The 13880-nt window shown below is 56.7% G+C and carries 15 protein-coding genes; 6 read left to right on the plus strand and 9 right to left on the minus strand.

Annotated elements, in window-relative coordinates; all coding sequences use genetic code 11:
* Positions 1–51 precede the first annotated feature (51 nt).
* The 3 genes from QQF33_RS04610 to QQF33_RS04620 all read right to left on the minus strand — a co-directional run bounded on the left by QQF33_RS04610 (position 52) and on the right by QQF33_RS04620 (position 2922).
* Positions 52–1116, minus strand: coding sequence for a class I SAM-dependent methyltransferase (locus QQF33_RS04610; RefSeq protein WP_285146121.1), 1065 nt, complete (start codon positions 1114–1116; stop codon positions 52–54).
* A 69-nt stretch (positions 1117–1185) separates the two neighbouring features.
* A complete protein-coding gene (locus tag QQF33_RS04615) occupies positions 1186–1575 on the minus strand; it encodes a hypothetical protein (RefSeq protein WP_100780797.1) in 390 nt (129 codons plus the stop codon).
* Positions 1576–1872: 297 nt separating this feature from the next.
* Positions 1873–2922, minus strand: a complete 1050-nt coding sequence (locus QQF33_RS04620; RefSeq protein WP_282493578.1) for an AI-2E family transporter — start codon at positions 2920–2922, stop codon at positions 1873–1875.
* Positions 2923–3066: 144 nt separating this feature from the next.
* Here QQF33_RS04620 and QQF33_RS04625 point away from each other — a divergent pair, with 144 nt between their 5' ends.
* Positions 3067–4281 carry an MFS transporter gene (locus QQF33_RS04625; protein ID WP_285146123.1) on the plus strand — a complete coding sequence of 405 codons (1215 nt, stop codon included), beginning with the start codon at positions 3067–3069 and terminating at the stop codon, positions 4279–4281.
* A gap of 6 nt (positions 4282–4287) precedes the next feature.
* Here the strand turns inward: QQF33_RS04625 and QQF33_RS04630 are convergent, their stop codons facing one another.
* Together QQF33_RS04630 and QQF33_RS04635 are read right to left on the minus strand one after the other, a co-directional pair.
* Positions 4288–4845 (minus strand): DcrB family lipoprotein, encoded by a 558-nt coding sequence (locus tag QQF33_RS04630; RefSeq protein ID WP_282493576.1) that lies wholly within the window; start codon positions 4843–4845, stop codon positions 4288–4290.
* A gap of 72 nt (positions 4846–4917) precedes the next feature.
* Positions 4918–5583 (minus strand): 7-cyano-7-deazaguanine/7-aminomethyl-7-deazaguanine transporter, encoded by a 666-nt coding sequence (locus QQF33_RS04635; protein WP_285146124.1) that lies wholly within the window; start codon positions 5581–5583, stop codon positions 4918–4920.
* A gap of 173 nt (positions 5584–5756) precedes the next feature.
* On the opposite strand from QQF33_RS04635, the gene tusA reads away from it, so the two are divergent.
* Positions 5757–5999 carry a sulfurtransferase TusA gene (gene tusA / locus QQF33_RS04640; RefSeq protein ID WP_282493618.1) on the plus strand — a complete coding sequence of 81 codons (243 nt, stop codon included), beginning with the start codon at positions 5757–5759 and terminating at the stop codon, positions 5997–5999.
* An 80-nt stretch (positions 6000–6079) separates the two neighbouring features.
* On the opposite strand, the gene zntA is transcribed toward tusA, so the two are convergent.
* Complete coding sequence (gene zntA, locus QQF33_RS04645) at positions 6080–8257, minus strand: Zn(II)/Cd(II)/Pb(II) translocating P-type ATPase ZntA (protein WP_285157463.1); 2178 nt, start codon at positions 8255–8257, stop codon at positions 6080–6082.
* A 75-nt stretch (positions 8258–8332) separates the two neighbouring features.
* Positions 8333–8959, minus strand: a complete 627-nt coding sequence (locus tag QQF33_RS04650) for a lysoplasmalogenase (protein ID WP_282493573.1) — start codon at positions 8957–8959, stop codon at positions 8333–8335.
* A 126-nt stretch (positions 8960–9085) separates the two neighbouring features.
* On the opposite strand from QQF33_RS04650, the gene QQF33_RS04655 reads away from it, so the two are divergent.
* Positions 9086–9445, plus strand: a complete 360-nt coding sequence (locus tag QQF33_RS04655; RefSeq protein ID WP_285157464.1) for a DUF2500 domain-containing protein — start codon at positions 9086–9088, stop codon at positions 9443–9445.
* Positions 9446–9532: 87 nt separating this feature from the next.
* Here QQF33_RS04655 and QQF33_RS04660 read toward each other — a convergent pair whose 3' ends face one another.
* Together QQF33_RS04660 and rsmD are read right to left on the minus strand one after the other, a co-directional pair.
* On the minus strand, positions 9533–9814 hold the full coding sequence (locus QQF33_RS04660; protein ID WP_282493571.1) for a DUF1145 family protein: 282 nt from the start codon (positions 9812–9814) through the stop codon (positions 9533–9535).
* Positions 9798–10397: a 16S rRNA (guanine(966)-N(2))-methyltransferase gene (gene rsmD, locus QQF33_RS04665; protein ID WP_285149959.1), complete on the minus strand. Its 600-nt coding sequence runs from the start codon at positions 10395–10397 to the stop codon at positions 9798–9800. Before rsmD ends, QQF33_RS04660 begins: the two co-directional genes overlap by 17 nt.
* A gap of 127 nt (positions 10398–10524) precedes the next feature.
* Between rsmD and ftsY the strand changes: the two genes are divergently transcribed.
* Genes ftsY through ftsX form a run of 3 tightly spaced genes read left to right on the plus strand, consistent with a single transcriptional unit; the run spans position 10525 to position 13647 of the window.
* Positions 10525–11931, plus strand: coding sequence for a signal recognition particle-docking protein FtsY (gene ftsY / locus QQF33_RS04670; RefSeq protein ID WP_285149960.1), 1407 nt, complete (start codon positions 10525–10527; stop codon positions 11929–11931).
* 2 nt (positions 11932–11933) lie between these two features.
* The gene (ftsE, locus tag QQF33_RS04675; RefSeq protein ID WP_282493568.1) at positions 11934–12599 is read left to right on the plus strand and encodes a cell division ATP-binding protein FtsE; all 666 of its coding nucleotides are present in this window, start codon (positions 11934–11936) and stop codon (positions 12597–12599) included.
* Entirely contained in the window at positions 12592–13647 is a 1056-nt protein-coding gene (ftsX, locus tag QQF33_RS04680; RefSeq protein ID WP_282493567.1) for a permease-like cell division protein FtsX, read from the plus strand. Before ftsE ends, ftsX begins: the two co-directional genes overlap by 8 nt.
* Positions 13648–13880: the final 233 nt, after the last annotated feature.

Raw genomic sequence — 13880 nt, forward strand, 5'->3', positions numbered from 1 at the left:
CGATCTATCGTCATCAAATAACGGCGTGAACCCTCAGGTATTTCACCGAATTTATTGTTCTTTTTTCTGACAAATCAGTAAGGTATGACCCAGGCCTAAATTGTCCAGTCGTTGCTCTACGTGGAAACCGGCCTGTTCCAGGTAGTGATAAAATTTCTCGACGCTATAAAAGCGGCTGTTGCCATTCGCCATACAGGTGAAATAGAGCGAGGTCGCATTGAGGCTAAACGAGGCCGCTTCGAATTTCTGGGCATCCCAGAACAGTTCCATAATGCATAACCGCGCGCCGGGCTTCATGACCTGCGCCACGTTGCTCAGCATGGTGACAATCTGATCGGGAGAGAAGCAGTCGAGGAACTGACTCATCCACCATACGTCTGCTTCGCCCGGCAGCGCCGCGTTGCTAAGCATATCGACAGCATGGAACCCAATGCGATGAGATAATCCTGCATTTGCGATATTTTCCTGCGCCAACGCTATTTGCTGCGGGAGGTCGAGGAGGGTAACGGCGACATTTTCATCATACCGGCAGCAGCGTAAAGCCCATTTGCCTGTATTACCGCCTACATCGTACAATTTTGTCGGCTTGCTTGCGAATATATATGGCAAAGCGGCATCAAAAGCAGCGTCAGAATAGTAATGATCAAACGCAAACCAACTCTCTTTTGCCTGCACAGGTAATTGCGACAATGCGGGATAGATGGTCGGCCATTCGCCAAATACCGATAATCCCGCGGGTTTTTCATGTTTTAGGGAATCGGAGAGGTGGAATAATCCCTGATAACAAACGTCCTGGGTAAAATCCATATTTACGCGGGTCATCGCATCGTGCAGGAGAAAATGTCCCACTTTTGCCAGATAGTAATGTCCCTCTTTATGGGTAACGATCCGTCCGCTTAATCCCATATCCAGCAAAACGCTGACAGCGTATTCATTCAGGGTACTGTTCTCGACAATGTCTTCAAGGCGTGCGCCCTGTTTCCCTTGTTTATCGAGCCAGGCCAGAACGCCAGAGTTACGCAAACAAAGCGCGGTTTGAAACAACATCGGAGCAAAAGCAATACGTTGTGCTTCTGTAATGGCATCCAGCGCGCTGAGCGAGTCCGTTTCGTACATTATTGCGTAACCTTTCGCGGGGTTGAGGAATACATTATCGGGCCGATAGCGGCCCGACTTTAGGCAATTTTACTGCGCGGCGCTTCTGGCGAGATTCAGCTGAATATCTTTGTCGAGATTACGAACCCAACGGTTGTAATTTTTGTGAATTTTACCGTCGCTGGCTTTCAAGTTGAGGCTGTTTTCGTAATTAATTGAATAGCTTGTGGCCGTGTAAGGGATGCGAACTTCGGCGCTGTGGTCGCGTGCCTGCAGGCGGCCTTTAATGACGCCAGGGCTGACTTCAGTCATGATCCAGTCACGCTGAAGGCCCGCTTTCAGAATGGCAGACTTCACCTGTTCCGCAGAATGGCCCGCGCTAACGGTAGAGTGAACCTGATCCACCGGGGCAGTACGCGCACAGCCTGCCAGCGCACCCATAATGGCAAAAGCCGCACACCATTTAACAATCTTCTTCATCAACAACTCCGTATCAATAATAGTGATCTCGTCCACGATATTTACGCAATATAATTCTTAAGGCAAATTTTAACCATTGCGGTAAATATCATTTTTGCATTATTTATTTTTTGACATTGCCAATTTAACTTTAATTAACGCGCTGGCAATGTAGACAACGCTTTTGTTATCGGCTTTGCTAAGAAAATATTCACTTAAAAACAACAATTATGCCGATTCTAAAAAAATCGGCACAGAGTTTATAGATCTGATGAAGTCCGTAAACCTACCTCGTTGGGTAGGTTTACGAGAAAATTGTTACCCCGGAAGCCGACTTTTCGGTCGCCCTGGCCCGAGCAGGATGGCCAGTTTTCCGCCGCCTTTAGTGGTCTCCATCCATATTTTACACACGCTGGTCAGCGGTACTGAAAGCAGCATACCCACAGGTCCCAATAGCCATCCCCATATTAACAATGACAAAAAGACCACCATGGTCGACATTCCCAGGCGATGGCCCATCATACGCGGCTCGACGATATTTCCGAGCACCATGTGAACGACCAGGAATAATGCGCCCACCAGCATACATTCATAAAAGCCATTGAAAAGAAACGCCTGAATCATCGGCGGCACGGCGGAAAGCACCGCGCCGATGTTGGGCACGTAGTTGAGCAGAAACGCCAGTACGCCCCACATCAGCGCGAACTGAACGCCCATAAGCGACAGCCCGAGCCAGATAATCGCCCCGGTCCAGAGGCTGAGTAAGGTTTTCAGCGCCAGATAGTGGGAAACACCCTTCAGCGCCCGGTGCAGGCCAGCAATGTGAATCTGTGGATTGTTGAGGGCGAAGCGCAGTTTGTACGGCACGTGGCGCACCTCGAACAGCATAAACACTACCGTCATCACCAGCAGCAAAATGCTGGCCATCGCGCCGGAAAGCCCGGTCATCAGCGTGGTGGCGAAGGTCATCACTTTCTCTGAATCCATGCGCTTGAGCATGCGTTCAGGCGAGATATGCAGGTTAAGGAACGGCAACATCTCCTGCAGATCGACAATCTTGCGCGTCAGCTCTTTATTGTATTTCGGCAGCAGGGTGGAGAATTCGCTCAGCGATGCCGCCAGCACGCCGAACAGGGCGGTGAGGACCACCAGCATCACCAGCACCACAATGGTGATGGCGACAGGGCGACGCACGCCGCGACGGATAAACCAGGTGACTAACGGATTAAGAACAATGGCGAAAAAGAGCGCCAGCAACAGCTGAACGATAATATCCGCCGCCGCGTGAATACCGGCGAGGATCACCACCAGACAGGCGAGTTTTAATAATATGTGCAGGCCCGTCTTGTCGGGCTGGGGGGTTGTCATGCTGATTCCTTATGTTGTGTGCCCGTTAAGTGTAGTGCGTAGGGACCGCTGCGTTTGACGCCGTTAATCTGAAAGTCGCTGCTGCTTTTCGCCGCATGACGTGGTAATAGTGAAACACTGTTGCAAAATACCAGGTAGAACCTCATGCCCGACCCTGCCGCCGAACCGGCACTGAGCGGATTGCGCCTCAATCTGCGCATTGTTTCTGTTGTGATGTTTAACTTCGCCAGCTATCTCACCATTGGCCTGCCGCTCGCGGTGTTGCCCGGTTACGTCCATGACGTGATGGGATTCAGCGCCTTCTGGGCGGGGCTGGTGATTAGCCTGCAATATTTCGCCACCCTGCTGAGTCGCCCGCAGTCAGGGCGTTATGCGGATCTGTTTGGCCCGAAAAGTATCGTGGTCGTGGGGTTGTGCGGCTGTTTCCTCAGCGGTCTGAGCTATCTTCTGGCGGCGACCACCAGCGGCTGGCCGCTGCTCAGCCTGGCGCTGCTGTGTCTGGGGCGTGTGATTTTAGGCATCGGGCAAAGTCTGGCGGGGACCGGCTCGACGCTGTGGGGCGTAGGCGTGGTCGGCACGCCGCATATCGGGCGTGTGATTTCGTGGAACGGGATTGTCACCTACGGCGCGATGGCCCTCGGCGCGCCGCTGGGTGTGGTGTGCTATGCGTGGGGTGGGCTGCACGGACTGGCGATCACTATTATGGTCGTCGCGCTGATGGCGATTTTACTCGCGCTCCCACGACCGAAGGTGAAAGCCAGCAAAGGCAAGCCGCTGCCGTTTCGCGCAGTGCTCGGGCGCGTCTGGCCTTACGGCATGGCGCTGGCCCTGGCATCCGCCGGTTTTGGCGTGATCGCCACCTTCATCACCCTGTTTTACGACGCCAAAGGCTGGGACGGTGCGGCGTTCGCCCTGACGCTGTTTAGCTGCGCCTTCGTCGGCGCGCGCCTGCTGTTCCCGAACGGTATCAACCGCCTTGGCGGGCTGAACGTGGCGATGATCTGCTTTAGCGTGGAGATTGTCGGCCTGCTGCTGACGGGCATTGCGGGTGAGCCGTGGGTGGCGAAGATCGGCGTATTCCTCGCGGGCGCGGGTTTCTCGCTGGTCTTCCCCGCGCTGGGCGTGGTGGCGGTGAAAGCGGTGCCGCAGCAGAATCAGGGTTCGGCGCTGGCGACTTACACGGTGTTTATGGATATGTCGCTGGGAGTGACCGGGCCACTGGCCGGGCTGTTGATGGCCTACGCGGGCGTTCCGGTTATCTATCTTGCGGCGGCGGGGCTGGTGGGCGTTGCGTTCCTGCTGACCTGGCGCTTAAAAAAACGGCCCCCGGCGCAAGCGACGGAGGCCGTTGAATCGTGATGAAAATTACTGAATCACGAGGGTATTGATGATGTTTTCTGCGGCGGTCTGCGCTTTCTGCTGATCGTCAGCTGGCAGGGTGATTTGCATGGTCAGCAGTTTGCCGTCCACTTTGCCGAGCACCACGGAAGAGTAAGCGGTCTGGCCTTTGGCAGAGATAATGCTGTCCAGCTGTTGCAGGGTGTGGCCTTTCAGTTCGATGGACTTGTTGGTCACCACCTGCAGCTGCGGATCGCGGCTACGCTGTTGATCTTCCAGACGCTTGGTCAGCACCGCCAGATCTTCATTGGTGTCGTCACCGACAATCACGATGACCGCTTTCTGCCCGGTGGCATCGGAATAGACGTGCATGTTGTTCGCCTGGGTGCCCAGCTTGCCGCTCTGATCGGTCATATCCGCTGGCAGAGAGAAGCTGAGTTTGCCATCCATCAGATTAACCGGCTGTCCGGTGGCATTACTTTCCGCGGACGCACCCTGAGCAGGGGTCTTCGTATCGCTGTTATCACAGGCCGCCAGACCCACTACCAGCAGGCCAATCCCGACATATTTAACCAGATTGCGCATTAACTTATTCCTTTCGATAAACGGCCATAACGGCTCATTCATCCATCTTATCACAACTGATAAACCGAACCTTTAACCTGCCTGCAATGCCGAGATTTCAGATTTATCCGCCAGCCTTTTCAGTAGCATATTCAGCAGCACGCCGTACATCGGCAGGAAGAAGACAATGCTGATCAGCACTTTGAAGCAGTAGTCCACCAGCGCGATTTCCATCCAGTGGGCGGCCATAAAGGCATCCGGGCTGCGCCAGAAGGCGATGAAGAAGAAGGCCAGGGTGTCGCTGACGTTGCCGAACAGCGTCGACGCCGTCGGTGCCATCCACCAGCGGTGGTTCTGTCGCAGACGGTTAAAGACGTGAACGTCGAGGATCTGCCCCAGGGCGTAGGCCATAAAGCTGGCGGCAGCGATACGGGCGACAAACAGGTTGAAGTGCGTCAGCGCCTCAAAGCCCTGCCAGCTTCCCATGTAGAACAGGGAAGAGATGACGTACGAGACGAACAGCGCAGGCAGCATCACCGCAAAGATAATGCGTCGGGCCAACGGCGCGCCAAAGATACGCACGGTCAGATCGGTCGCGAGGAAGATAAACGGGAAGCTGAATGCGCCCCAGGTGGTATGGAAACCAAAAATGGAGATCGGCAACTGCACCAGATAGTTACTGGAAGTGATCACCAGCAGATGGAATAGCGATAGCCAGAACAACGCTTTTACGCGCTGCGATTGAGAGAACTGCGTCATATTGTGACCTTTTTAATTAATATTTGGGGTGAGGGAACCCAATTAAGCCGCCGCATATTACTGCTTTCAGTCCGTATTGCAATGGCTAATTTTCGCGCAATCGTTAACCTGGTTTGCTTTGCCGAAAACGCGGCGTAAACTACAGCCGTTTTTTTGATGTAAACGAGAAGATGATGACCGACCTGTTTTCCAGCCCCGACCATACCCTTGATGCGCAGGGCCTCCGCTGCCCGGAGCCGGTGATGATGGTGCGCAAAACCGTGCGCAACATGCAGACCGGCGAGACGCTGCTGATCATTGCTGACGATCCTGCGACCACCCGCGATATCCCCGGTTTTTGTACCTTTATGGAACATGAGCTGGTGGCGCAAGAGACGGGCTCCCTTCCGTATCGGTACCTGGTGCGCAAAGGGTAGTCGTGGTTTGCCGGGTGAACCCGGCATACAAGGGTACGGAAACGTAGGCCGGGTAAGGCGAAGCCTCCACCCGGCGTTTATCATCTCTGGCGCAACAACCGCAGCGCGTTCGCCGTCACCAGCACCGTCGCCCCCGTATCCGCTAATACTGCCAGCCACAGACCCGTGATCCCCAGCAGCGTGGTGACCAGGAAAATCCCCTTCAGCCCCAGCGCAATCGTGATGTTCTGACGAATATTGGCCCGCGTCGCACGTGCCAGCGAAATCATCTGCGCGAGCCCGGTTAACCGGTTGTGCGTCAGCGCCGCATCGGCAGTTTCGAGCGCCACGTCGGTCCCGCTGCCCATCGCAATCCCAATCGTCGCGGCTTTCATCGCCGGAGCGTCGTTGATGCCGTCGCCGACCATCGCCAGCGGGGCCTGAGCGTTCAGACCCGTCACGGCCTGTACTTTATCCGCTGGCAACAGCCCGGCCTTAAACTCCAGACCCAGCTCATTGGCAATCGCTGCCGCCGCGCGCGGGTTATCCCCGGTCAGGATCACGCCCTGAATCCCCAGCTGATGCAGCGCCGCCACGGCCTCTTTGGCATCTTCACGCAGGGTATCGCGCAGGGCCAGCACCCCTTTTGCCACGCCGTCGACCACGACGATGACCACCGTCTGCCCGGCCTGCTCCAGCTCGCGGATCTGCGCGCTGAACTCGTCAGCCGGGAATTTATCGGCAGCGCAAATCAGCACCTTGCTGCCCTCAACTTCCGCTTCGATGCCTGAGCCCATCAGCGCTCGCTGCGCGCTGGCCTCTGGAATCGTCAGCCCGCGCGACTGCGCTTCACGCACTATTGCCTGCGCCAGCGGGTGAGTGGAACCCTGCTCGACGGCGGCGGCCAGCGCCAGCAGGGCGTCATCGGCAGGATAAATGCCCGTGACCTGCGGTTTGCCGACGGTCAGCGTGCCGGTTTTATCGAAGGCGATCTGTTGAACCTGGCTGAGCTGTTCCAGCGCCGCACCGCCTTTAATCAGCGCCCCGCGTCGTGCAGCCGCCGCCAGACCCGAGGTGATGGCCGCAGGCGTTGAAATCACCAGCGCACACGGACAGCCGATCAGCAGCAGCGTCAGCCCTTTATAGATCCACGCCTCCCACGGGGCGCTGAACAGCAGCGGCGGAACCACCGCCACCAACAGGGCAATCAGCATAATCACCGGCGTGTAGATGCGGCTGAAGCGATCGATAAACCGCTCGACGGGCGCGCGGCGCTCTTCGGCCTCTTCGATCAGTTTCAGAATGCGGTCAATGGCGCTGTCGCCGGGTTCGGAAAGCACTTTGAGCTGCACCAGACGGTCCACGCTGGTGGCTCCGGCGGGGACTTTCTCGCCGGTTTCGCGCTCAACGGGAATCGATTCGCCGGTCAGGGCGCTTTCGTCGAAACTGGCCGTCGCGGTGAGAAGCGTCCCGTCCGCAGGCAGACGCCCCCCGGCGGCCACCTCCATCACATCACCCGGACGCAGCGCCGTGATAGCGACCGTCTGGCGTTCGCCATTCACCACCACTGTGGCAGTTTCCGGTTTCAGCGCCATTAACGCGCTAACCCCTTTGCGTGCCCGGCTCGCCGCCCAGCCCTCAAGGCGTTCGCCGATCAGGAACAGGAGCAGCACCATCGCCGCTTCTGCCGTCGCGCCAATAAACAGCGCGCCGATTGCCGCGACGCTCATTAAGGTTTCAATCGCGAACCAGCTGCCGGTTTTGATCAAACGCAGAGCCTGGCGCGCGATGGGGAACAGCCCAACCAGCGTGGTGGCAATAAACGCCAGATTGCCAAACGGGTGGTTAACCTGCTCCAGCGCCCAGCTGAGCGCCATCATGATAATCAGGGTGATGAGTGGCAGATTTTCCCGCAGGGGAGAGATTTTTTCGGCAGGTTCCTGTTCGCTACGCAGGGAGTAGCCGGCTTTGGTCACCGCCGCTTCAACCTGCTTGCTGACGTCAGCATCGGCGCTGACCAGCAGTTTTTCGGTGGCGAACAGCACCTGGACCTGGTTGACGCCCGCCACCTGTTTCACCGCATTTTCGACTTTGCGGGCGCAAGCGGCGCAGTCCATGCCGTTGACGATCCAGGTGTAGCGATCGCCGCTTTCAGGCAGTACGGGCGCAGCCTGGGTTTCGCATCCGCTGTCGCAGCAGCAGTCGTCTTTTGCGGGGACGGGATTGAGTTTGAGTGCCGAAAATTGCGGCACTTTTTTCGGTGTTTCTGGAGTCGACATGGCACTCTCCGGTAATGATAATTTTCTCATTAACCGCAGCATACACTCTGGAGTCGACTCCAGAGTCAAGCACTATTAAATATACAGCGAACGCACAATCAGGAAATGCCCGGCAAAGTAGCAGGCGGAGGCGATGGCGTTATCCGCGCGGAAGCGACGACGGTAGTGACTCCCGAGCCAGACGATGTTGCCAATCAGCAGCAGCGCAGCACCGAAGAACGCCGACATCGCAGGCGACGTTGGGCGGAAGAACCACAGCTCACCCGCAAGCCAGACCATCACCAGCGTCATGGCGATAAAGGTACAGACCGGCCAGCGCATCTCTTCGAGCCGCGTCCAGATCACCGCCACCAGCAGCGCGCCCATCACCAGTAAAATCAGCGGTAACGGCCAGAAGAAGGAGAGGGTCATCTGGCTTGCGAAGTAGATGGTGTAGAGCAGATGCGAGAGAAAAAACGCCCCAATGGCATACAGCAGGCGCTGGCGTGGCAGCAGCGTGAGCGCGTCACCAATCAACGAGGCGCACAGACCCGCGAGCACCAGATAGCAGACGGCGTTGAACATCGGTGCCTGCCAGCCGAGCAGCAGCAGGAGCAGCAGCGTCACCGGTTTAAACAGCCAGCGCTGCCACGCAGGGCCGCGATACGACGCATCGACATAAAGCCATGCGGAAAAACAGACAGCGATAAATGACCAAAGCATATTAACTCCCTGTATCTGTTATTTTTGAATAACACTCTGATTCAGTGTAGTGACGCGGGCAGGCGTTTGGCAATGGCGGATAAGGCGGGGTATCCTGATTTCCGCAAAATCTGATGGGATTCAACAATGAGCAAAATGCCACTTTTCTTCGTGATCGTGGTGGCGATTATCGTCATCGCCGCCTCGTTCCGCTTTGTGCAGCAGCGCCGTGAAAAGGCCGATAACGACGCCGCGCCGCTGCTGCAAAAACGCGTGGTGGTGAGTAATAAACGCGAGAAAGCGCTCAATGAGCGCCGCTCACGTCAGCAGCAGGTGACGCCAGCGGGAACGCCGATGCGCTACGAGGCGAGCTTTAAGCCGCAGAGCGGCGGGCTGGAGATGACGTTTCGCCTCGACGAGAAGCAGTACCATCAGCTGACGGTCGGGGAGCGTGGTGTGTTGAGTTACAAGGGGTCGCGGTTTGAGGGGTTTACGGCGGAGCCGTGATTTGCCGGGCGGCGCTTCGCTTGCACCGGCCTACAGGTCTCGTAGGCCCGGTAAGCGCAGCGCCACCGGGCAAAAAATGCACGCACCTTACTTCTTCGCCTGCGCCTTAAACTTCTTCATCCACACCAGCAGCTCGAACACGCCAAAAATAAAGACGCGCAGCTGCTGCCAGCCGGTCATCGGCGGTCCGTCTTTCGGCAGGCCGTTTTTCAGCATCACCATCTGCAGGGCGTGCATAAAGGCGGTGAAAATCAGCGCCACGTTGACGAAAATATTCATCGGACGCGGGAACGGGTGGACCAGGTTCAGGATCAGAAATGCCCAGACGCCCAGCATCAGTAAACGGCCAAAATTAATCAGTACTGGCATCAGGCTCTCCTTGTACTTCACGGTGATACAAACGGTAAGCGACCTGCCCGGCAACCTGTTCGCGGTGCAGATCCCAGTGAACGGGAACCGGCGGTAAGCCATTTTCCACTTCACTCTCGACATAAATCAGCGCGTCATCCGCCAGCCAGCCGTTGTTCTCCAGCAGCGTCAGCGTCTCTTCCAGCAGCCCTTTGCGGAATGGCGGATCGATAAACACCACGTCGTGCGGCGTGCCCTTTTGCGCCAGAAACGCCAGCGCGTTGGTGTTCACCACTTTGGCATTGGTCGCTTTCAGGGTAGTGAGATTTTGCTGTAACTGCTGGGAAACGCTGCGATCCATCTCCAGCAGGGTGGCGCTGGCGGCATAGCGCGACAGCGCTTCGAGGCCCAGTGCGCCGCTTCCGGCAAAACAGTCCAGGCAGCGAGCGTCAACCATTGACGGCGCCAGCCAGTTAAACAGCGTCTCCCGGACGCGATCGGTGGTCGGGCGCAGCCCAGGGCTGTCGGGGACGGGCAGTTTGCGGCCTCGCCACTGGCCGCCGATAATGCGAATTTGTCCGGCCGGGCGGTTCGTTTTCTTCATTTCAGGAAAGCTCTGCTAACAATTGGCCTGCGATTCCAGGCGGTGATGTTAATTAGGTAAAGTGTTAGACTATTTCATCATTTTTATAGCTTCCATGTATATAGCACCGCGAGGAGTGTCGTCGCAGATGGCAAAACAAAAAAAACGTGGCTTCTTTTCCTGGCTGGGCTTCGGCGAAAAAGAGCAAGACACAGAACAAAAAATCGAAGAGCAGCAGACAGTTGAAGAACAGTCGCAGCCTGAAACCCCTGTCGAAACCGCCGCGGTAGTTGAAGCGGAAGCGCACGCGCACAGCAAAGAAGAGACCGAAGCTTTTGCTGAAGAGGTGGTGGAAGTCACCGAACAGGTTCAGGAAAGCGAGAAACCGCAGCCGGAAGAGGTAAAAGCCGAAGCGATCGCGCCAGAAGAGTGGCAGGCGGAAGCTGAAACCGTCGAAATCGTGGAAGCCGTCGAAGAAGAAGCGGAAAACGAACCCGAAATCACCGACGAAGAGCTCGAAGCTCAGGCGCTGGCCGCAGAGGCTGCCGAAGACGCGGTGATTGTCGTTCCGGTCGAAGAGCCGGAAGCAGAGGCCCCGGCAGAAGAGATCGTTCAGGAGCAGGAAAAACCGACCAAAGAAGGTTTCTTCGCGCGCCTGAAACGCAGCCTGGTCAGAACCAAAGAAAACCTCGGTTCCGGATTTATCAGTCTGTTCCGCGGCAAAAAAATCGACGATGATCTGTTTGAAGAGCTGGAAGAACAGCTTCTGATTGCCGACGTCGGCGTGGAAACCACGCGCAAAATTATCGCTAAGCTGACCGAAAGCGCGAGCCGCAAACAGCTGCGCGACGCCGAGGCGCTGTACGGCCTGCTGAAAGACGAGATGGGCGAAATTCTCGCAAAAGTTGATGAACCGCTTAATATTGAAGGCAAAACGCCATTTGTTATTCTGATGGTCGGCGTCAACGGCGTGGGTAAAACCACCACCATCGGTAAGCTGGCGCGTCAGTTCGAGCAGCAGGGCAAATCGGTGATGCTGGCGGCGGGGGATACCTTCCGTGCGGCCGCCGTTGAGCAGCTGCAGGTCTGGGGCCAGCGCAACAACATTCCAGTGATTGCGCAGCACACCGGCGCGGATTCCGCGTCAGTGATCTTCGATGCCATTCAGGCCGCGAAGGCGCGAAACATCGACGTGCTGATTGCCGATACCGCAGGGCGTTTGCAGAATAAATCGCACCTGATGGAAGAGCTGAAGAAAATCGTTCGCGTCATGAAGAAGCTGGACGAAGACGCGCCGCATGAGATTATGCTGACCATCGACGCCAGCACCGGACAGAACGCCATCAGCCAGGCGAAGCTGTTCGATGAGGCGGTCGGGCTGACCGGGATTACGCTGACCAAACTGGACGGCACCGCCAAGGGTGGGGTGATCTTCTCCGTGGCGGATCAGTTCGGCATCCCAATCCGCTATATCGGTGTCGGCGAACGTATCGAGGATTTGCGTCCGTTTAAATCGGACGACTTTATTGAGGCACTATTTGCCCGAGAGGACTAACAATGATTCGCTTTGAACACGTCAGCAAGGCCTATCTCGGTGGGAGACAAGCGTTGCAGGGGGTGACATTCCACCTGCAGCCAGGCGAGATGGCATTCCTGACCGGCCACTCCGGCGCGGGGAAAAGTACCCTGCTCAAGCTTATCTGTGGGATCGAGCGGCCAAGTGCCGGGAACATCTTTTTTGGCGGCCACGATATCAGCCGCCTGAAAAACCGTGAGGTGCCGTTCCTGCGTCGCCAGATCGGCATGATTTTCCAGGATCACCACCTGCTGATGGATCGCACCGTCTTCGATAACGTGGCGATCCCGCTGATCATTGCGGGTGCCAGCTATGATGATATCCGCCGTCGCGTTTCCGCGGCGCTGGACAAAGTTGGCCTGCTGGACAAAGCGAAGAACTTCCCGATCCAGCTCTCCGGCGGTGAACAGCAGCGCGTGGGCATTGCTCGCGCGGTGGTGAACAAACCCGCCGTTCTGCTGGCGGATGAACCGACCGGTAACCTGGACGATGCGCTGTCGGAAGGGATCCTGCGTCTGTTTGAGGAATTTAACCGCGTTGGGGTGACAGTCCTGATGGCGACGCACGACATCGGGCTTATCTCCCGTCGTTCGTACCGCATGCTGACCCTGAGCGACGGTCATTTGCACGGAGGCCACGGTGAATAAGCGCGACGCAATCAACCAGATTCGGCAGTTCGGAAACCGATTCGACCGTTTCCGCAAGCCGCAGGGCGGCGGGGATGGCAACCGCAATGCGCCAAAGCGCGCCAAAGCGGCGCCAAAACCGAACTCCCGTAAGACCAACGTCTTTAACGAACAGGTGCGCTACGCCTTCCACGGCGCGGTGCAGGATCTGAAAAGCAAACCGCTGGCGACGTTCCTGACGGTGATGGTGATCGCCATCTCCCTGACGCTGCCGAGTGTCTGCTACATGGTCTATAAAAACGTCAACCAGGCGGCCTCGCAATACTATCCGTCACCGCAGATTACGGTGTATCTGGATAAGGCGCTGGACGATAACGCCGCCGCGCAGGTGGTGGGGCAACTCCAGTCGGAGCAGGGCGTTGAGAAAGTGAACTACCTCTCGCGCGACGAAGCGCTGGGCGAGTTCCGCAACTGGTCCGGGTTTGGCGGCGCGCTGGATATGCTCGAAGAGAACCCGCTGCCCGCCGTGGCGGTGGTGATCCCGAAGCTGGATTTCCAGGGCACCGATTCGCTTAACACCCTGCGCGACCGCATCACCCGCATCAACGGGATTGATGAAGTGCGCATGGACGACAGCTGGTTTGCTCGTCTCGCCTCCCTGACCGGGCTGGTAGGACGCGTAGCGGCGATGATCGGCGTGCTGATGGTGGCGGCGGTCTTCCTCGTCATCGGTAACAGCGTGCGACTGAGTATCTTCGCCCGTCGCGACAGCATTAACGTACAGAAGCTGATTGGTGCGACGGATGGATTCATCCTGCGACCGTTCCTCTACGGCGGCGCATTGCTCGGTTTTTCCGGCGCATTTCTTTCACTGATTTTGTCAGAAATTTTGGTGATGCGGCTCTCGTCTGCCGTCACTGAAGTGGCACAGGTTTTCGGAACTAAGTTTGATATCAGTGGGTTAGGCTTCGATGAGTGCCTGTTGCTCCTGCTGGTCTGCTCGATGATCGGCTGGGTTGCCGCCTGGCTTGCGACGGTACAACATTTACGTCACTTTACCCCGCAGTAAAAAATCTCTGGTATAATCTTTCCCTGCACTGAGTACTTCACGCTGCAGGGAAAGAGTCCCTGTTGACTCTCCCCCGCAATCAGTAGTCCATGTCACAATTTGTGCGTAATTTATTCACAGCATTACATGGAACTTGTGGATAAAATCACGGTCTGATAAAAATGTGAATGTTAGTCTCACTGCTCAAATGCTTTGGCATGCTTGTTGCCTGATGGGGACAAACCACCGCCAGA

Origin of the sequence: Lelliottia wanjuensis (genome assembly GCF_030238365.1) — a bacterium.
GTDB classification, from domain to species: domain Bacteria; phylum Pseudomonadota; class Gammaproteobacteria; order Enterobacterales; family Enterobacteriaceae; genus Enterobacter; species Enterobacter wanjuensis.